Annotated in this window: 19 protein-coding genes; 13 read left to right on the top strand and 6 right to left on the bottom strand. The window is 62.5% G+C overall.

Annotated features, from left to right (window positions below; all coding sequences use genetic code 11):
• Positions 1-68 precede the first annotated feature (68 nt).
• Complete coding sequence (locus tag B0W55_RS08750) at positions 69-659, bottom strand: DUF2796 domain-containing protein (RefSeq protein WP_077045605.1); 591 nt, start codon at positions 657-659, stop codon at positions 69-71.
• 129 nt (positions 660-788) lie between these two features.
• Between B0W55_RS08750 and B0W55_RS08745 the strand changes: the two genes are divergently transcribed.
• Positions 789-1,139: a hypothetical protein gene (locus B0W55_RS08745; protein ID WP_077045604.1), complete on the top strand. Its 351-nt coding sequence runs from the start codon at positions 789-791 to the stop codon at positions 1,137-1,139.
• Between the two features lie 65 nt (positions 1,140-1,204).
• On the opposite strand, the gene trxA is transcribed toward B0W55_RS08745, so the two are convergent.
• From trxA to B0W55_RS08730, 3 genes are all read right to left on the bottom strand, one after another.
• Complete coding sequence (trxA, locus tag B0W55_RS08740) at positions 1,205-2,077, bottom strand: thioredoxin (protein ID WP_077045603.1); 873 nt, start codon at positions 2,075-2,077, stop codon at positions 1,205-1,207.
• 70 nt (positions 2,078-2,147) lie between these two features.
• The gene (locus B0W55_RS08735) at positions 2,148-2,801 is read right to left on the bottom strand and encodes a methyltransferase (protein ID WP_077045602.1); all 654 of its coding nucleotides are present in this window, start codon (positions 2,799-2,801) and stop codon (positions 2,148-2,150) included.
• Positions 2,798-3,262, bottom strand: a complete 465-nt coding sequence (locus B0W55_RS08730; protein WP_077045601.1) for a YbaY family lipoprotein — start codon at positions 3,260-3,262, stop codon at positions 2,798-2,800. The genes B0W55_RS08735 and B0W55_RS08730 overlap by 4 nt, the downstream gene beginning before the upstream one ends.
• 118 nt (positions 3,263-3,380) lie before the next feature.
• Here B0W55_RS08730 and nrdR point away from each other — a divergent pair, with 118 nt between their 5' ends.
• From nrdR to B0W55_RS08670, 12 genes are all read left to right on the top strand, one after another.
• Entirely contained in the window at positions 3,381-3,845 is a 465-nt protein-coding gene (gene nrdR / locus B0W55_RS08725; RefSeq protein ID WP_003228656.1) for a transcriptional regulator NrdR, read from the top strand.
• Positions 3,842-4,975, top strand: a complete 1,134-nt coding sequence (gene ribD, locus B0W55_RS08720; protein ID WP_077045600.1) for a bifunctional diaminohydroxyphosphoribosylaminopyrimidine deaminase/5-amino-6-(5-phosphoribosylamino)uracil reductase RibD — start codon at positions 3,842-3,844, stop codon at positions 4,973-4,975. The genes nrdR and ribD overlap by 4 nt, the downstream gene beginning before the upstream one ends.
• Before the next feature lie 45 nt (positions 4,976-5,020).
• The gene (locus B0W55_RS08715) at positions 5,021-5,683 is read left to right on the top strand and encodes a riboflavin synthase (protein ID WP_077045599.1); all 663 of its coding nucleotides are present in this window, start codon (positions 5,021-5,023) and stop codon (positions 5,681-5,683) included.
• Positions 5,684-5,713: 30 nt separating this feature from the next.
• Positions 5,714-6,808 carry a bifunctional 3,4-dihydroxy-2-butanone-4-phosphate synthase/GTP cyclohydrolase II gene (ribBA, locus tag B0W55_RS08710; RefSeq protein ID WP_077045598.1) on the top strand — a complete coding sequence of 365 codons (1,095 nt, stop codon included), beginning with the start codon at positions 5,714-5,716 and terminating at the stop codon, positions 6,806-6,808.
• An 88-nt stretch (positions 6,809-6,896) separates the two neighbouring features.
• On the top strand, positions 6,897-7,373 hold the full coding sequence (gene ribE, locus B0W55_RS08705; RefSeq protein ID WP_077045597.1) for a 6,7-dimethyl-8-ribityllumazine synthase: 477 nt from the start codon (positions 6,897-6,899) through the stop codon (positions 7,371-7,373).
• On the top strand, positions 7,370-7,870 hold the full coding sequence (nusB, locus tag B0W55_RS08700) for a transcription antitermination factor NusB (RefSeq protein ID WP_008053839.1): 501 nt from the start codon (positions 7,370-7,372) through the stop codon (positions 7,868-7,870). The genes ribE and nusB overlap by 4 nt, the downstream gene beginning before the upstream one ends.
• A 28-nt stretch (positions 7,871-7,898) precedes the next feature.
• Positions 7,899-8,864: a thiamine-phosphate kinase gene (gene thiL / locus B0W55_RS08695; protein WP_077045596.1), complete on the top strand. Its 966-nt coding sequence runs from the start codon at positions 7,899-7,901 to the stop codon at positions 8,862-8,864.
• Positions 8,861-9,364, top strand: coding sequence for a phosphatidylglycerophosphatase A (locus B0W55_RS08690; RefSeq protein ID WP_075948646.1), 504 nt, complete (start codon positions 8,861-8,863; stop codon positions 9,362-9,364). Before thiL ends, B0W55_RS08690 begins: the two co-directional genes overlap by 4 nt.
• A gap of 52 nt (positions 9,365-9,416) precedes the next feature.
• On the top strand, positions 9,417-10,154 hold the full coding sequence (locus tag B0W55_RS08685; RefSeq protein WP_077045595.1) for an ABC transporter substrate-binding protein: 738 nt from the start codon (positions 9,417-9,419) through the stop codon (positions 10,152-10,154).
• A gap of 248 nt (positions 10,155-10,402) precedes the next feature.
• Entirely contained in the window at positions 10,403-11,020 is a 618-nt protein-coding gene (gene ribA / locus B0W55_RS08680; RefSeq protein ID WP_044465292.1) for a GTP cyclohydrolase II, read from the top strand.
• Positions 11,017-11,436, top strand: a complete 420-nt coding sequence (locus tag B0W55_RS08675) for an MFS transporter (RefSeq protein WP_077045594.1) — start codon at positions 11,017-11,019, stop codon at positions 11,434-11,436. Before ribA ends, B0W55_RS08675 begins: the two co-directional genes overlap by 4 nt.
• Positions 11,436-12,236, top strand: a complete 801-nt coding sequence (locus B0W55_RS08670; protein WP_077045593.1) for a cobalamin-binding protein — start codon at positions 11,436-11,438, stop codon at positions 12,234-12,236. Before B0W55_RS08675 ends, B0W55_RS08670 begins: the two co-directional genes overlap by 1 nt.
• A gap of 2 nt (positions 12,237-12,238) precedes the next feature.
• Here B0W55_RS08670 and B0W55_RS08665 read toward each other — a convergent pair whose 3' ends face one another.
• A complete protein-coding gene (locus B0W55_RS08665; RefSeq protein ID WP_077045592.1) occupies positions 12,239-14,122 on the bottom strand; it encodes a TonB-dependent receptor domain-containing protein in 1,884 nt (627 codons plus the stop codon).
• 141 nt (positions 14,123-14,263) lie between these two features.
• Positions 14,264-16,162 carry a 1-deoxy-D-xylulose-5-phosphate synthase gene (gene dxs / locus B0W55_RS08660; RefSeq protein ID WP_077045591.1) on the bottom strand — a complete coding sequence of 633 codons (1,899 nt, stop codon included), beginning with the start codon at positions 16,160-16,162 and terminating at the stop codon, positions 14,264-14,266.
• Positions 16,163-16,192: the final 30 nt, after the last annotated feature.

Raw genomic sequence — 16,192 nt, 5'->3', positions numbered from 1 at the left:
ACGCTGATGTCGACTGACACACCGCCTTCGCGAGCAAGCCCGCTCCCAGCGTTCGATTTTTAGCGGATTCAGAATTTGAGCGCCGCAGCCTTCGCCGTCACTTCAAGCCCTTGCTGCCCGCTCGGGCCGATCAGTTGTACCTGAATTTTCTGGGTGGCCGGGAACGTGTTGAAAATATTCGCCAGGTCCAGGGTTTTCAGCGCACCCGGTGTTGCGCAGGTGAAGTGATAGTGGGCGTGGATTTCACTGTGGTCGTGGTGATGTTCGTCCTTGGCGTCTTCGTCGTGATCGTCATCGGCGTCCGGCTTGTCACCGAACAACGGGCTCTCCAGTTCCTGGCTTGCCACCACGCAACCGGCGGCTGGCGGCAGGCTGAACAGCGCCAGGGGCTTTTCAAGCAGTGCGCGGGTGGCGGCGACCTTGGCCTTGTCGGCATCGGAGGTAGCAGCGTGTTCGAAGCCCACCAGGTTCATCGCCGGGCTTTCCAGTTCCAGCTCCAGGGTCTGGCTATCCAGCGCCGCGTTCAGACGACCTACGCCATGTTCATGGGCGCCGAGGCTGCCGTGCTCGTGATCATGGTCATGGTCATGCTCGTCGGCCGCCTGTGCGACGGCCAGCGGCAACAAGGCAAACGGCAAAGCGAGCAGCAGACGACGCATGATGAATCTCCGTAGATGAAAAATATGTTATGTAATCTTATAACGTAAGTGCGGAGAGTTTGACTGCCTGCTTGGCGTTGCACAAGCCCCATGGGAGCATGCAAGGCAGAAATATGCGGGAGCAGACCTATGTTGCGAATTCGCGGAAGCATCGGCGACTGGCCGGTGGATTTGACGCTGGAGTTGGATGACGCCGACTGGGCGCGGCTGGGTGCGCAGTTGCAGGTGGAAAAGACCGAAGCCGTTGCGGCGCCGGCCAAGCCGTTGAATCAGGATGATGCGCCGTGGCAGATCGCTCGGGACCTGCTGCGCCAGGCGGGGCAAATGAGCGGGCCGGATTTGCTGGAGCAGTTGGAAGGATTGACCGGCAGCGCGGCGGCGGGAAAGCGCCTGTTGGTGCGCTTGCGTCATAGCCCGGATGTGAAGGTGGAGAGTGGCGGGGATACGCCGTTGTATCACTGGATCAATCGCGGCCTGTAATTGCAGCAGGGCTTGCCCGCGATAGCGACCTCATCGCCGGCAAGCCGTGTTCCTGCAAGGGCGAATCAATACAGCGCAGCGAACAACTTGCGACGGTAGGTGGTCACCAGCGGGTGATCATTGCCCAGCAATTCGAACACCTGCAGCAAAGTCTTGTGAGGCAAGCCTTCGCTGTAGCTGCGATTGCGCATGAACAGCTTGAGCAAGCCATCCAGCGCCGCTTCGTATTGCTGGCGGGCCAGTTGCTGAATCGCCAGTTGATAGACCGACTCATCATCCAGCGGATCTTTCGCCAGCCGCGCCTTCAGGTCGGCGGCGTCCGGCAAGTCCTTGGCAAGGCCCAGGAACTTGATCTGCGCCTTGGCGCCGGCCAGGGCGGCCTTGTGCTCATCGCTCTTGACCGCATCGAGTACGGCCTGCGCTTCACCCAGTTCGCCGCGTTCGGTGAGGCAGCGCGCATACAGAATCAGCGCCTTGGCGTTGGTGTTGTCTTCGCCCAGCAGCACTTTGAGAATGGCCTCGGCGTCGGCAAAGCGACTGTCGTCGAACAGCGCCTGAGCCTGTTCGAACGGATCGGCAGCGGCGGGCGGCGGCATCTGCACATGGGGTTCGAGCAATGCCCGAACGGCGGACTCCGGTTGCGCCCCGGCAAAACCATCGACCGGTTGACCGTCCTTGAACAGCACCACCGTCGGCAGGCTGCGGATACCGAAGCGGGCGACGATGTCCTGCTCGAGGTCGCAGTTGACCTTGGCCAGCAACAGCTCGCCCTGATAGCTCTCGGCGATGGTCTGCAACATCGGCATCAGCACCTTGCACGGCGCACACCATTCGGCCCAGAAATCCACCAGAACCGGTTTGTGGAAAGAGTTCTCGATCACCGACTGGTCGAAATCGGCAGTCGTGGCGTCGAAGATGTACGGCGTTGGCTGACTCATGGGGGATCTCGTAAAAGCGTGGATGGGGCAACTATACGGCTTGGTGGGGGCTGGCCGGAAGGGTGTGCAATCAACGGCGCGCGTGGTACAGGCTCACATGCCGAAACTCTTCGGGTTCACACAAATCCGGCAGCGTCATCGCTTCGAGCATCTCGATGCGCCGATACAGCGGATGCTGAAAATCCCGCACCCGTGAATCCGCCACCAGCGCCTCTCGACCCCGACTGAGAAACTCATCGAGCAACGGCAGGTTCGCCCGGTCGTACAGCACATCCGCCACCAGAATCAGATCGAAGCGATCGGCCTCGGTGAAAAAATCGGTGGAGTAGCTCAACTGCACATCATTGAGTTGGGCATTCGCCCGGCAGGCCGCGATTGCCAGCGGGTCCAGATCACAGGCCACCACTTCCAGCGCTCCCGCCTTGACCGCGGCAATCCCCGCCACCCCGGAACCGGCGCCGAAATCCAGCACCCGCTTGCCTTTGACCCATTCGGGGAACTCAGCCAGATAGCGGGCCACCGCCAGGCCGCTGGCCCAGCAGAAACTCCAGTAGGGTGGTTCATGCAGGATGCGCCGGGTTTCTTCCGGGCTGAAGGCGCGGTCCATGTTGTCGCCGTCGATCAGCCACAGCTTCAACTCGGTGTTCGGCAGCTCACAGGCGACCAGGCGCGCATCACCGAGCAGTTCACCCAAAGCCTGTTGCAGGTCCAGCGGTGTATTCATGGGGCTTTGACGAATTGCAGTTGGCCCAGGGCCTGGGTCGTGGGCTGGGTGATCAGTTGCGACGGCAGGTGCAGGATCAGCTGGCCGGACTGGGTGGCGCGGCCCCGCAGTTCAACGCGGGCCCCCGCCGGAAAGGATTCCGGGTTGAAGCGCAACTGAAACGGCAACACCTGATTGGTGCCGATCAGGCTGGAACTGGCGAGCAATTGTTGCGGGCGGTCCTTGTCGTCGATCACCAGCAGCGCCAGTTCGATTTCGGCGCCGGCCGGCACGCCCTGCAGGGTGCCGCTCAACTCCCGTTGATAGGCTGGCAACGGTCCGAGGTTGACCGACTCCCTGGCTCTCTTCTGGGCCTGCTCCGGCGCAGGGCCCGGGGTCGGCGGTTGAGGCTTGGGCGCATCGCTGCCGCAGGCCACCAACAGGCTGAAAAGACTGAGCAAAACAAGCGGTCTTAGGGACATTTGCGGCTCCAGCAAAACATGATCCATATATAGCCAGTCTGTATACCGCAAACCCTATGGCTTGTCTTGCCACGGGGATGCGCTACCATGGCCCTCCCTTTTTTTGTTGCCTGCCACCATGCACTGTCCCTTCTGCGGTGCCAACGACACCAAGGTCATCGACTCGCGTCTGGTCGCCGAGGGCGAACAGGTGCGCCGCCGGCGCGAATGCCTGGCCTGCGGCGAGCGTTTCACGACGTTCGAAACCGCTGAACTGGTGTTGCCGCGCCTGATCAAAACCGACGGCAGTCGCCAGCCGTTCGACGAAGAAAAACTCCGCGCCGGCATGCAGCGCGCGCTGGAAAAGCGCCCGGTGAGTGTCGAGCGTCTCGAATCGTCGCTGGTGCACATCAAACACAAACTGCGCGCCACCGGCGAGCGCGAGGTCAAATCCCTCGTGGTCGGTGAGCTGGTGATGGCCGAGCTGCAAAAGCTCGACGAAGTCGCCTACATCCGCTTCGCTTCAGTGTATCGGCGCTTTCAGGACCTCAACGAGTTCCGTGAAGAGATCGATCGCCTGGCCCGTGAACCGGTGAAAGAATGACCACACCCGCAGAGCTTGCCATCCTCGACGCCCAGTACATGGCCCGCGCACTGGAACTGGCGCGCAAGGGTCATTACACGACCCATCCCAACCCAAGGGTTGGCTGCGTGATCGTGCGGGACGGGCAGATTGTCGGCGAAGGCTGGCACGTGCGCGCCGGCGAACCCCATGCCGAAGTCCATGCCCTGCGCGCCGCCGGTGAACTGGCCCGGGGCGCGACCGCTTACGTGACCCTCGAACCCTGCAGCCACCATGGCCGTACGCCGCCCTGCGCCGACGCGCTGGTGAATGCCGGTGTGGCGCGGGTCGTGGCCGCCATGCAGGACCCGAACCCGGACGTGGCCGGTCGCGGTCTGCAACGCCTGGAGCAGGCCGGCATCGCCACGGTCAGCGGCGTGCTGGAAAGCGAGGCGCGCACGCTCAATCAAGGCTTTCTCAAGCGCATGGAGCACGGCTTGCCGTTCGTACGGGTCAAGCTGGCCATGAGCCTGGACGGTCGCACGGCGATGGCCAGCGGCGAAAGCCAATGGATCACCGGCCCGGCGGCGCGTTCGGCGGTACAGCGGCTGCGCGCCCAGGCCAGCGTGGTGCTGACCGGCGCCGATACGGTGCTGGCGGACAACGCACGCTTGACCGTGCGCGTCGAAGAGTTGGGTCTGGATGCCGAACAAACCGCCCTGGCCCTGAGCCGTCCGCCGCTGCGGGTGCTGGTAGACGGCCGCTTGCGGGTGCCGCTGGATGCGCCGTTCTTCAAGGCGGGCCCGGCGCTGGTCGCCACCTGTGTGGCAGTGGAAGAGCAGTATGCCAATGGCCCTGAATGCCTGATCGTGCCTGGCTACGATGGCCAGGTCGACTTGCGTCAGTTGCTGGTCGAACTCGCACACCGTGGCGTCAACGAGGTCTTGGTCGAGGCCGGCCCACGGCTGGCGGGCGCCTTTGCCCAGCTCGGCCTGGTGGATGAATTCCTGATCTTCATCGCCGGTAAATTCCTCGGTTCCACGGCGCGGCCATTGCTGGATTGGCCGCTCGCGCAAATGAAAGATGCACCGGAACTCAAAATCACCGACATTCGCGCCGTGGGCGATGACTGGCGAGTCACTGCCATCCCTTCGCCAGCAGCGAGCGTATAATTCCAGGCCAGTTAAAGCGCTGGCCCTGTTCTCGAGGAGAACCCCATGTTCACCGGCATCATCGAATCGATCGGCAGTATTCGTGCATTGACCCCAAAAGGCGGAGATGTGCGGGTTCATGTCGAAACCGGCAAGCTCGACCTGAGCGACGTCAAGCTGGGCGACAGCATTGCGGTCAACGGCGTGTGCCTGACCGCCGTTGAATTGCCGGGCAACGGCTTCGCGGCGGACGTCAGTCGTGAAACCCTGGACTGCACCGCCATGAACGACCTCAAGAGCGGCAGCCCGGTCAACCTGGAAAAAGCCCTGACCCCGACCACTCGCCTGGGCGGGCATCTCGTCAGCGGCCACGTCGACGGCGTGGGCGAAGTGGTTGCCCGCACCGAGAACGCCCGGGCCGTGGAGTTCCGCATCCGCGCGCCAAAGGAACTGGCCAAGTACATCGCCCACAAGGGCTCGATCACCGTCGACGGCACCAGCCTGACCGTGAACGCGGTCGACGGCGCCGAGTTCCTGCTGACCATCATTCCGCACACCCTGAGTGAAACCATCATGGCGTCGTACCAGCCAGGTCGACGGGTGAACCTGGAAGTCGATTTGCTTGCCCGTTATCTGGAGCGCCTGCTGTTGGGCGACAAGGCTGCGGAGCCGGCTGCCGGTAACATCACCGAAAGCTTTCTGGCCGCCAACGGCTACCTCAAATCCTGAAGCTCAAATGTCGAAATAAGGGGGTGCCTTGTGGCGCTCAATAGCATCGAAGAACTGGTAGAAGACATCCGCCAAGGCAAGATGGTCATCCTCATGGATGACGAAGACCGCGAGAACGAAGGTGACCTGATCATGGCCGCCGAGTGCTGCCAGGCCGAGCACATCAACTTCATGGCCAAGCACGCCCGCGGCCTGATCTGCATGCCGATGAGCCGTGAGCGCTGCGAACTGCTCAAGCTGCCATTGATGGCGCCGCGCAACGGTTCCGGTTTCGGTACCAAGTTCACCGTGTCGATCGAAGCGGCCACCGGCGTGACCACCGGCATCTCCGCCGCCGACCGCGCGCGCACCGTACAGGCTGCCGCTGCCAAAGACGCCAAGGCCGATGACATCGTCAGCCCGGGCCACATCTTCCCGCTGATGGCCCAGGCCGGCGGCACCCTCGCTCGCGCCGGCCACACCGAAGCGGCCTGTGACCTGGCACGCATGGCCGGTTTCGAACCGAGCGGCGTAATCTGCGAAGTGATGAACGACGACGGCACCATGTCCCGTCGCGCCGAACTGGAAGCCTTCGCCGCCGAACACAACATCAAGATCGGCACCATCGCCGACCTGATCCACTACCGGATGATCCACGAACGTACCGTTCAGCGGATTGCCGAGCAGCCGTTGGACAGCGAACTGGGCCAATTCAACCTGGTGACCTATCGTGATTCGGTGGAAGGCGACGTGCACATGGCCCTGACCCTGGGCAACGTCTGCGCCGAAGAGCCGACCCTGGTACGTGTGCATAACATGGACCCGCTGCGCGACCTGCTGATGGTCAAGCAACCGGGCCGCTGGAGCCTGCGCGCCGCGATGAGCGCGGTGGCCGAGGCCGGCAGCGGTGTGGTGCTGTTGCTCGGTCACCCGCTCGATGGCGACGTGCTGCTGGCGCATATTCGCGAAACCGCCGATCACGCGGCCGTGAAAAAACCGACCACCTACAGCATCGTCGGTGCCGGTTCGCAGATCCTGCGTGACCTGGGCGTGCGCAAAATGCGCCTGATGTCGGCACCAATGAAATTTAATGCGATATCCGGTTTTGATCTGGAAGTTGTAGAATACGTGCCCTCCGAAGAATGACCGGTTGTTCCCGGCCCTGAATTCGCGGTTCAAATATCCCTGAGGGGCGCGTAGCAGACGCGTCCCGGCTCTTTAAGAGATCTATCGAATGACCCTGAAGACCATCGAAGGTACCTTCATCGCCCCCAAAGGCCGCTACGCTCTGGTAGTGGGCCGTTTCAACAGTTTCGTCGTTGAAAGCCTGGTCAGCGGTGCAGTCGATGCCCTGGTTCGCCATGGCGTGAGCGAAAGCGACATCACCCTCATCCGTGCCCCTGGCGCCTTCGAAATCCCGCTGGTTGCGCAGAAAGTCGCTCAGAAGGGCGAGTTCGCAGCCATCATTGCCCTGGGCGCGGTCATTCGTGGCGGTACGCCGCACTTCGAATACGTCGCGGGCGAATGCACCAAGGGCCTGGCCCAGGTGTCCATGGAGTTCGGCGTACCGGTCGCCTTTGGCGTGCTGACCGTTGATTCCATCGAGCAAGCCATCGAACGTTCCGGCACCAAGGCCGGTAACAAAGGTGCCGAAGCTGCCCTGTCCGCTCTGGAAATGGTCAGCCTGCTGGCGCAGTTGGAGGCCAAGTGATTAGCGACGAAAGCGATCGTTTCAACCCGCGCGATCCAAAGCCTGCGGATGCCGGCAAGCCATCGAAAAGCGTCAAGCGTCGCGAAGCCCGTCAGCTCGCGACCCAGGCGCTGTACCAATGGCATATGGCCAAGCAATCGCTGAACGAGATCGAGGCGCAGTTCCGGGTCGATAACGATTTCACCGATGTCGATGGTGCCTACTTCCGCGAAATCCTTCACGGGGTTCCGCAGTTCAAGACCGAAATCGACACCGCGCTCACGCCATGCCTGGACTTGACCATCGAAGAGCTGGACCCGGTTGAACTGGCGGTTCTGCGCCTGTCCACCTGGGAACTGCTCAAGCGCGTCGACGTGCCTTACCGCGTTGTGATCAACGAAGGTATCGAACTGGCCAAGGTCTTCGGTTCCACCGACGGCCACAAGTTCGTCAACGGTGTGCTCGACAAGCTGGCCCCGCGCCTGCGTGAAGCTGAAGTGAAGGCGTTCAAGCGCTGATCGGCGCTTGTCACGTCGACACCCGGCCATGGGCGAGTTTGAGCTGATCCGCAATTTCTTCGCCGCCGCGCCTTGTGCGCAGGGCGGCGAAGGCGTTGCCCTTGGCATCGGCGATGACTGCGCCTTGCTGGCGGTTCCTCCCGGGGAGCAGTTGGCGATTTCCACCGATACGCTGGTGGCCGGTGTGCATTTTGCCGACCCCTGCGATCCGTTTCTGCTCGGTCAGCGCTCGCTGGCCGTCGCGGTCAGCGACCTGGCCGCCATGGGCGCCACGCCCGTTGCCTTTACCCTTGCCCTGACATTGCCGACGGTCACCACCGATTGGCTGCAAGCCTACGCCCGTGGTTTGAACCTCATGGCGCAACGCTGCGGCGTGGCGCTGGTGGGCGGCGATACCACCCGTGGGCCGCTGAGCCTGACCATGACCGTGTTCGGCCGTGTGCCGGGCGGTCTGGCGTTGACCCGCAGCGGCGCGCAACCGGGTGATCTGTTGTGTGTGGGCGGTGAGTTGGGCAATGCGGCCGGGGCGTTGCCGCTGGTGCTTGGCCAGCGAGCGGCCGAGGCGAGCATCGCCGAGCCACTGCTGGCGCATTATTGGTCGCCGCAACCGCAGTTGGCATTGGGGCAGGCGCTGCGTCGCAAGGCCACTTCGGCGCTGGACATCTCCGACGGCCTGCTCGCCGATTGCGGGCACATTGCGCTGGCTTCGAATGTCGGCCTGCAGGTCGAGCTCGATCGGGTGCCGCTGTCGACGGCGCTTGTCCAATTGCTCGGGCTGCCTGCTGCCCAACGTGCAGCGCTCAGTGGCGGCGACGATTACGTACTCGCGTTCACCTTGCCGTCCGTCGAGTTGCCGGCTTTGCTGGCCAATGGCTGGCCGATCCATGTGATCGGCCACGTGGTGAACGGGCAGGGCGTTACGCTGCTGGATGCCGACGGGCAAGACATCACCCCGCAAACCCGGGGCTACCAACATTTTCGGGAGACACCGTGACAGACCATCCCAAGCAGGTCCCGGCGGAGTTCGTACCGCCGTCGGTCTGGCGCAATCCCTGGCATTTCCTGGCGTTCGGCTTCGGCTCGGGCACCCTGCCAAAGGCACCGGGCACCTGGGGGTCGTTAGTTGCGCTACCCTTCATCCCGTTATGGCAGATGCTGCCCGACTGGGGCTATTGGCTGATGTTGGGCATCACGATGCTGTTCGGCTTCTGGCTGTGCGGCAAGGTGGCCGACGATTTGCGCGTGCACGACCACGAAGGCATCGTCTGGGACGAGATGGTCGGAATGTGGATCACCCTGTGGCTGGTGCCGGAAGGTTGGCAGTGGCTCTTGGCAGGTTTTCTGGTGTTCCGCTTCTTCGATATTCTCAAACCCTGGCCGATACGCTGGATAGACCGCCATGTGCACGGGGGTGTCGGGATCATGCTCGATGACGTGTTGGCCGGAGTGTTCGCGTGGCTGGCAATGCAGGGGTTGGTATGGATTTTCGCCTGACCAGAGAGGCTAAAGGGCGGTAACCGGGAGTAATTTACTGGGAGAACTAAGGATGGCTCGATGCGGTTTGCTGGTGATGATGCTGGCATTGTTTTACCCACTTGCCCAAGCGGAGGAAGCCGCAACGATGCCGTCGGTGATTCACCTGGCCAGCGAAGACTGGGAAGACTACACCGCCGCCGACGGCCATGGCCTGGGTTGGGACGTGCTGCGCAAGGTCTTTGAACCGGCGGGCGTCAAACTGGATATCCGTACCGAACCCTACCTGCGCTCCATCGGCCTGGCGCAGCGCGGCGAAATCGATGCCTGCGTGGGTTCCTACAAGGACGAATTGGAAGACCTGCTCTACCCGCACTGGAATTTCGATACCGATCACATCTATGCGTTGGGGCTGACCAGTACCCCGGTGCCGACACCGCAAACCCTGGGCGACTACCGACTGGCCTGGGTCCGCGGCTACGACTATCAGAAATACCTGCCCAACGTCGTTCACTACAGTGAAGTGCTCCGCCGCACGGGCATCGTCTCGATGCTGACCTACAGGCGCGTTGATTTTTACATCGATGCGCTGACCGAAGTCGATTTTGTCCTCAGTCGCGCCAAGGATCCCTCGCAGTTTCGCCGCACCCATGTCGCCGAATTGCCGCTGTACCTGTGCTTCGCCAAAACCGACCAGGCTCGCGCCCTGATGGCCCTGTTCGACCAGCGCATGGAGCATCTGGTGAAAAGCGGGGAGCTCAAGCCGATCTTCGAGCGCTGGAGACAGCCTTATCCATTCAACGCCCATTGACTCGGTCATGCGGCTGGCGATAGCCAATGTGGGAGCGGGCTTGCTCGCAAAAGGGGAGTGTCATGCAGTGAGTTGTCTGCTGACACGACGCCTTCGCGAGCAAGCCCGCTCCCACAGTTGATCGAGTTGACCCAGGTATCAAACTTTTTGATGGTTATGCTCGATAATTCAGCCTAAGCGTCGGTTGGAACCTGCTGTTACAATGCCGGCCTGCGAATCTTCAGTCTCTATAGATCAGGAGCACACCGGTGCCTGTCGTTTTTGTCGCCGCTTCCAAGCTGCCAACGCCTTTTGCGCAATTCACCATGCACGGCTTTCTCGATGAAGCCACCGGCCGCGAGCACGTTGTGCTGAGCCTGGGTGAGATCGCCGACGGTGCCCCGGTACTCGGCCGGTTGCACTCCGAATGCCTGACGGGCGACGCCTTGTTCAGCCAGCGTTGCGACTGCGGCTCGCAACTGGAGGCCGCGCTGCAGGCCATCGCCCGGGAAGGTCGTGGCGTGTTGCTGTACTTGCGTCAGGAAGGCCGTGGCATTGGCCTGCTGAACAAGATCCGCGCCTACGAACTGCAGGATGGCGGCGCCGACACCGTTGAAGCCAACGAGCGCCTGGGCTTTGCCGCCGACCAGCGCGACTACGCCATGTGCCTGCCGATGCTCGAGCACCTGGGCGTGAAATCCCTGCGTCTGATGACCAACAACCCGCGCAAGGTCAAAGCCTTGACCGACATGGGCATCGTGGTTGCCGAACGGGTGCCGCTGCACACCGGGCATAACCCGCACAACAAACTCTACCTGGCGACCAAGGCCAGCAAACTCGACCACATGATGGGCAATGAGCATCAGGGCGAGGTTGACCGGGCGTGACCCGCGGTCAGGTGCGGCGGCGACTGTCCGTCAACTGGTGGCAGTACTTTGCACTGGCGCTGCTGCCGCTGTTCGTGATCAACGCCGTGTTCGGTCAGACCGAGGCGATCCTGCCCGTGCTGGCGATGCCCCTGTTCATCGCCGGTGTCGCGTCGATGTTCGTCAGCCTGAAGTTCTTTGGCGGCTACAAACATGCCTTGATCGCTACGCAAAAAGCCCTCGACACCCCGCAAGAGCCTGCCGCGTGGATCAGCCTCGCTGCCAAGCGGCGCACGGCGTTTCTTGCGGCAGGCCTGCCGGCGTGGATCGGCGCATTGGCGGTGTTCGTCGGCCTCGAGGCGGTGCCACTGATGTTGCTCGCGCTGTCCACCGCCGTGCTGTTCTACCTCTACCGTATTCCGCGTCAACTGGGCTGATGCGTCCTGTCTGGCTGGCGTTGTGGCTGCTGGTCGTCAGCGTGCCGGCAGCGGCGGTCGAGCGAGTGGTCAGCCTCGCGCCTTCGCTTTCGGAAATCGTCGTCGAACTCGGTTCTGCTGACCTGTTGGTGGGTGTGCTGGATGCCGGCGAGCGTCCCGTCGAACTCCAGCAATTGCCGTCTGTGGGGCGCTATGGTCAGTTGGACATCGAGCGGCTCCTGAGCCTGAAGCCCGATTTGCTGCTGCTCTGGCCCGGCAGTGTCGGCCCGGCCCAACGCGAACAACTCAAGCGCCTGAACATCCCCACGTTCGTCGCCGAACCCCACAACTTCGCAGAACTCACCGCGCAGATCGAAGCCATTGCCGTTCGTCTCGGGCGACCGGAGCGTGGCTCGGTGTTGGCGGGCGATTTGCGTCAGCGGCTGGAGGCATTGCATCAGCGTTTTCGGCGCGATCAGCCGTTGCGGGTGTTCTATCAGGTCTGGGACCGGCCGCTGTACACCGTTGGCGGCGGGCAGATCATCAGTGATGCACTGCAGGTATGCGGCGCGCGCAATGTATTTGCCGATCTGACACTGCCAGCCCCGCAAGTCAGTGTGGAAGCGGTGCTGCAGCGCAATCCTGAGGTGATTCTGGCCAGCGATCAGGCGCAGTTGGAGGCGTGGGAGGTGTGGCCGCAGGTGGCCGCGGTGAAGCAGGGGCAGCTGCTGCTGGTTGCCGACAAAGGCCTGGAGCGGCCGAGTGGGCAGATGATTGAGGCGACGGCCAAGCTGTGTCGCCTGATCGCGCCTGATCGCTGAGGTCAGATCTCCGGCGTCCAGGTCACCCCGAACAACCACGACCGACTCTCTTCGCGGTACCCGTACTGGCTGTCTTCATGGCTGTAAAGCACTCGGCTGTAGCCTTTGTCCAACAGGTTATCCACCTTCAGCTCCAGCTTGATCTCGCGGTTGAGTTCCCAGCTGCTGCGCAAGCCCATTAACCCGTAGCCGCCCAGCTCATGCTGGTTGTTCAAGTCGTCATAGCTGCTGCTCACCGCTAGCCAACTGGCGCCCACGCCCAGGCGATCGAATTGCCGATCCACGTCCAGGCTCAGGGTGCGCCGGGCGCGACGGGCCAGGGTATGGCCGGTGTCGCGGTCCCGCGGGTCGATGATCGCCAGACCCAGGTTGCTCTGCCAGCCGAACCAGTCCTGCTTCAGCGCCGCTTCCAAGCCGTTGATCCGCGCCGAGGCGACGTTTTCCGGCCGCGAATTGCTGCCAAAGATGATCGCGTCCTGCAGGTCGGTTCGGTACAGCGACGCCTCCAGGCGACTGTCCTCGGTCAATTGGCTGCGCCATTGCAGCTCATAGCTTTTCGACGTTTCGGGCTTGAGGTCCGGGTTGCTGAAATCCGGGTAATACAAGTCATTGAAGGTCGGCGCGCGGAAGCCTTCGCTGTAGGTCAGCAGCACTTCGTTGTCGGGGTTGAGCGGCAGGGTGAGGGTGCCGCTCCAACTGTTCTGGCCGCCGAATTGCTGGTTCTGGTCGCGGCGCAGACCCAGCTCCGTCGAGAAACTGTCGGTCTGGTAACGATGTTGAATGAATGCCGCACGGTTCCAGCGGCTGTCTTCATCGAAGGCGGTGCTGCTGTTGACCCGGTCTTCGTACCAGTCGCCGCCGAGGATCAGGCTGTTGCGTTCATCGAGCTTGAGGTCGTTCTGCCAGCTCACCGAGTCGCGATAAGTGTTGAACACGCTGCGTTCATCGCTGAGCTTGTCGAAGGTCTTTTCTCGGTTTTCGCTATGGCCGAACTCGATGCGCGACTTCCACGCGTCATTGATTCGCGCATCGACGTAGCTGCTGACGCTGCTCACATCGAACTCACTGTAGGGCTGCTGCTGGACGGACTCGAACGTGTTCAGGTCAAAGCGGCCGAACGGGTTGTCGAACTCGCTTTTGCCCCTGTTGTCCAGCACGTTGGCGCCGATTTCGATGTTTTCGGTCAGGGCATGGCTCAGGCTCAGGCTGAACGACTGGTTGCGGTAGGCGTCGTGATCAGCGTCGCTGGGGTAGGACTCATGGGTGCGATCGATCCCGGCGGTTTCATCCAGGCTGGCGCCGAGGTTGAACCGGGTCTGTTCGTCGCCGCCCGATAACCCGAGGCTGCGTTCCCAGGTCTGATGACTGCCCACACCGACATGCAGTTGCGGACGCAAGCCTGGTTCGCCGCCGCGACGGGTGAAGATCTGGATCACGCCGCCAATCGCGTCGCTGCCATAGATCACCGAGCGCGAGCCGCGCAGCACTTCCACGCGCTCGACCTGTTCGATGTTGATGTGCTGCAGGTTGCTGTCGCCGGAACTCGAATTGCCGATGCGCTGCCCGTCCACCAGCACCAGGCTTTGCGCCGATTGCGTACCGCGAATGTAAACCCCCGGCAGACTGCCGCGCCCACCGGTTTGCGCGACCTGTACACCGGGCACTCGGCGCAACAGATCGGTGACGCTGTCGGGTTGCAGGCGGTCGATGTCTTCGCGGGTGAACACGGTGTTGGCCGCGCTGCTGTCGTTGCGGGCCTCGACCTGGCGGTTGGCGCTGATCAGTACGTCGGGCAGCTTCAGGGCCTGGTCGCGTTCGAAGCTGTCGGCCAGCAGTGGGCCGGCCGGCAGCATTGTCAGCGTCAGGGCGAGGGGGAAGAGTTTCATGAATAATCCGTTGGTACTTTTGGTGTACGCAAAATCAAATGTGGGAGCGGGCTTGCTTGCGAAGGCGGTGGATCAGTCGATAGCAATGTTGACTGATCCACCGCCTTCGCGAGCAAGCCCGCTCCCACAGGGGTGTTGCGTTCAGAGGTTGAGCAGTTGCAGGCGCTGACGGATCGAAGCTTCGATTCCAGCCTCATCCAGCCCACACTCGGCCAGCATCTGCGCAGGCTTGGCATGCTCGACATAGCTGTCTGGCAAGCCCAAATGCAGCATCGACTTAAGGATGTTTTCCCGGGCGAGGAACTCGCTGACGGCGCTGCCGGCACCGCCCATGATCGCGTTCTCTTCGATCGTCACCAGCAGCTCGTGGCTGCCGGCGATTTCCCGCACCAGTGCTTCGTCCAGGGGTTTGACGAAACGCATGTCGACCACGGTCGCATCCAAAGTCTCGGCGACTTTCAGCGCTTCGGCCAGTTGCACGCCGAACACCAGCAGGGCGACTTTGCTGCCTTGGCGGCGAACCACGCCCTTGCCGATTTCGATCGGTTCGAGGTTCTTCTCGATGGTCGCGTTCGGGCCGTTGCCGCGTGGGTAACGCACCGCCGCCGGGCCTTCGTACAGGTGGCCGGTGGTGAGCATCTTGCGCAGTTCGTTTTCGTCGCTCGGGGTCATCACCAGCATGCCGGGGATGCAGCGCAGGAACGACAGGTCGAAGCTGCCGGCGTGGGTCGGACCGTCTTCACCCACCAGGCCTGCGCGGTCGATGGCGAACAGCACATCGAGGTTCTGCACCGCCACGTCATGAATCAGCTGATCGTAGCCGCGCTGCAGGAACGTCGAGTAGATCGCCACCACCGGTTTGGCGCCTTCGCAGGCCATGCCGGCGGCGAGGGTCACGGCATGTTGTTCGGCAATCGCCACATCGAAATAGCGCAACGGGAAACGCTCGCTGAAGGCCACCAGGTCGGAGCCTTCCTTCATTGCTGGCGTGATGCCCACCAGCCGTGGATCGACAGCGGCCATGTCGCACAGCCATTCGCCGAACACGCCGGAGTACTTCGGCCCGCTGGCTTTTTTCGGCGCGGCGGCCGGCGCGTCCAGCGGTTCGAGTTTGGTGATGGCGTGGTAACCGATCGGGTCGACTTCCGCCGGGGCGAAGCCTTTGCCTTTCTTGGTGACGATGTGCAGGAACTGCGGGCCTTTGAGGTCACGCATGTTGCGCAGCGTGGCGATCAGGGTCGGCAGGTCGTGGCCGTCGATCGGGCCGATGTAGTTCCAGCCCAGCTCTTCGAACAGCGTGCCGGGTACCAGCATGCCTTTTGCGTATTCTTCGGTGCGACGGGCGATTTCCCAGGCGCCAGGCAGGCGCGACAGCACTTTCTTGCTGCCTTCGCGCATGCTGGCGTAGGTGCGGCTGGAAAGGATTTTCGCCAGGTAGTTCGACAGTCCGCCGACATTGCGCGAGATCGACATGTCGTTGTCGTTGAGGATCACCAGCATGTTGGCGTCCACTTCCGGCGCGTGATTGAGCGCTTCGAAGGCCATGCCCGCGGTCAGCGCGCCGTCGCCGATCACCGCGATGGCTTTGCGATCACTGTTCTGCAGGCGGGCGGCGATGGCCATGCCCAGCGCGGCGCTGATCGAGGTGCTGGAGTGGCCGACGCCAAAGGTGTCGTACTCGCTTTCGGAGCGGCGCGGAAAGGCGGCGATGCCGTCCTTCTGGCGCAGGGTGCCCATGCGCTCGCGGCGACCGGTGAGGATCTTGTGCGGATAGGCCTGATGACCCACGTCCCACACCAGCCGGTCGTCCGGGGTGTCGAAAACGTAGTGCAGCGCGATGGTCAGCTCGATCACGCCCAGGCCGGCACCGAAATGCCCACCGGTCTGACCGACCGTGTAGAGCAATTCCAGGCGCAACTCATCGGCCAGGGTTTCCAGCTCGGCTTCGCCTAACCGGCGCAGGCCGTCCGGCGTGTTCGCGCGGTCCAGCAGGGGCGTGGTCGGGCGCTTGCGGGGAATCTCATGAAACGTCGTGGGCATCAGGCGAATCGTTATAGGTATAAAAGATGC

The sequence above is a fragment of the Pseudomonas sp. KK4 genome (genome assembly GCF_001984065.1).
In the GTDB taxonomy this organism is placed as follows: domain Bacteria; phylum Pseudomonadota; class Gammaproteobacteria; order Pseudomonadales; family Pseudomonadaceae; genus Aquipseudomonas.
Note: the sequence above shows the minus strand (reverse complement) of the source record. Positions and strands in the feature narration are given on the sequence as shown.

What these genes read in the sequence shown, in the direction of transcription:
- B0W55_RS08750 (WP_077045605.1), bottom strand. Translation starts at nt 659, where the DNA reads ATGCGTCGTCTGCTGCTCGCTTTGCCGTTTGCCTTGTTGCCGCTGGCC.
- B0W55_RS08745 (WP_077045604.1), top strand. Translation starts at nt 789, where the DNA reads ATGTTGCGAATTCGCGGAAGCATCGGCGACTGGCCGGTGGATTTGACG.
- trxA (WP_077045603.1), bottom strand. Translation starts at nt 2,077, where the DNA reads ATGAGTCAGCCAACGCCGTACATCTTCGACGCCACGACTGCCGATTTC.
- B0W55_RS08735 (WP_077045602.1), bottom strand. Translation starts at nt 2,801, where the DNA reads ATGAATACACCGCTGGACCTGCAACAGGCTTTGGGTGAACTGCTCGGT.
- B0W55_RS08730 (WP_077045601.1), bottom strand. Translation starts at nt 3,262, where the DNA reads ATGTCCCTAAGACCGCTTGTTTTGCTCAGTCTTTTCAGCCTGTTGGTG.
- nrdR (WP_003228656.1), top strand. Translation starts at nt 3,381, where the DNA reads ATGCACTGTCCCTTCTGCGGTGCCAACGACACCAAGGTCATCGACTCG.
- ribD (WP_077045600.1), top strand. Translation starts at nt 3,842, where the DNA reads ATGACCACACCCGCAGAGCTTGCCATCCTCGACGCCCAGTACATGGCC.
- B0W55_RS08715 (WP_077045599.1), top strand. Translation starts at nt 5,021, where the DNA reads ATGTTCACCGGCATCATCGAATCGATCGGCAGTATTCGTGCATTGACC.
- ribE (WP_077045597.1), top strand. Translation starts at nt 6,897, where the DNA reads ATGACCCTGAAGACCATCGAAGGTACCTTCATCGCCCCCAAAGGCCGC.
- thiL (WP_077045596.1), top strand. Translation starts at nt 7,899, where the DNA reads ATGGGCGAGTTTGAGCTGATCCGCAATTTCTTCGCCGCCGCGCCTTGT.
- B0W55_RS08685 (WP_077045595.1), top strand. Translation starts at nt 9,417, where the DNA reads ATGGCTCGATGCGGTTTGCTGGTGATGATGCTGGCATTGTTTTACCCA.
- B0W55_RS08670 (WP_077045593.1), top strand. Translation starts at nt 11,436, where the DNA reads ATGCGTCCTGTCTGGCTGGCGTTGTGGCTGCTGGTCGTCAGCGTGCCG.
- B0W55_RS08665 (WP_077045592.1), bottom strand. Translation starts at nt 14,122, where the DNA reads ATGAAACTCTTCCCCCTCGCCCTGACGCTGACAATGCTGCCGGCCGGC.
- dxs (WP_077045591.1), bottom strand. Translation starts at nt 16,162, where the DNA reads ATGCCCACGACGTTTCATGAGATTCCCCGCAAGCGCCCGACCACGCCC.